The sequence below is a fragment of the Streptomyces sp. NPDC002690 genome, from assembly GCF_053592415.1.
The window spans coordinates 1-1204 of the sequence record NZ_JBSFVR010000749.1 but is presented as its reverse complement, the minus strand read 5'-3'; the positions used below and the strand labels follow the sequence as shown (position 1 = coordinate 1204).

Genomic DNA, 1204 nt, shown 5'->3' with positions numbered 1-1204 from the left:
CGTCTGTTTCGTGGACGCCGACCTCAAGGACTTCTCCGCCGACTTCGTCTCCGGCACCATCGGCCCACTGCTCACCGTACCGCGCGGTCCCCCGGCCTCGCGCCCGCCCGGACTCCGACCCCTTGCGGCATGGACGCGTGCAGTCGTCCCTCAAGCGGAACGGGTCAGTTCGCGCATCAACTGCCGCGCCTCCAAAAGAAGTTCTCCGCCCACGGCTGCTGCCGCGCCCTCCTGGAGGCGGAACGTGTCGGACAGCGCCCGCAGGGCGACCCATGCCTGGTCCGCCGCCGGCTCGTCACGCCCCGGGGCCGCACCTTCGCAGGACAGCGGCGCGCCTTCCCGCGCGCAGACACGCGCCGCCTGATCCAACACGTCCGCCAGGTCGGTGAGAAACCGCGGGGACGGGCCGGGGAGCTCCGCGTCACCGCTGCCGATCCCGCTCAACGTCCGTGTGACGGCAAGGACACGCGAGGAGACCTGCCCCCACCGCATGTCCTCCGAGACGGGCGGAGGCGGTGGCCCCGCCCGCCGCAGGCGGCTGCCGGGATTCAGCCGGGCCCCTTCCGTCGCCCGGGCGCGGGCGTCGGCCACCCCCCGGAGCGACAGGGCGAGACGCGTCGCCTCCGCGTCCCACCTGCCCGCGTCGTCGAGTCCGCCCTCCTCCCTCAGACCACGCGCCATGGTGCCGAGCAGGTCCGAGGTGCCCCGGGCGAAACGGCCGAGCCGGTCGCGGACGTTGTGCAGGTGGACCGGGGGGAGAACCAGCGCGTTGACCGTGATGCCCACCGCCGCCCCGATCAGCGTCTCCAGCAGCCGGTGCCCCACCGTGAAGGCGCTGGACGAGCCGGCGGTGATCACGAACAGCGCCGTGGTGGCCCCGACGAGTCCCTGACTCCCGAACCTGCGGTAGTTCCCGAGCAGGGTCATGAACGGCACGGTGAGCAGCATCGCGGCCATGGTCTGGTCCCGGGTGATCACCATGGCCGCCGAGGCCCACACCGTGCCGACGGCGATGACCGCGCACTGCTGGAGACCCATGCGCAGGGACTGGTACACCGTGCCCGCGACCAGGGCGACGGCCGTCCAGGGGGCCAGCAGGGCCATCGGCGCGTGGAGCCACCATCCTGTCAGCGCCCACGCGACGATGGCGGCGGCCGCCGCCTTGAGCGACTGGACGAGTGTGTCCCGCTCAGGACCGGCTTCC

At 72.9% G+C, this 1204-nt stretch carries 1 protein-coding gene; it reads right to left on the bottom strand.

Annotated elements, in window-relative coordinates; all coding sequences use genetic code 11:
- Positions 1-150: 150 nt before the first annotated feature.
- On the bottom strand, positions 151-1204 hold a 1054-nt coding region (locus ACWD3D_RS37275; protein ID WP_451465057.1), incomplete at its 5' end, for an FUSC family protein.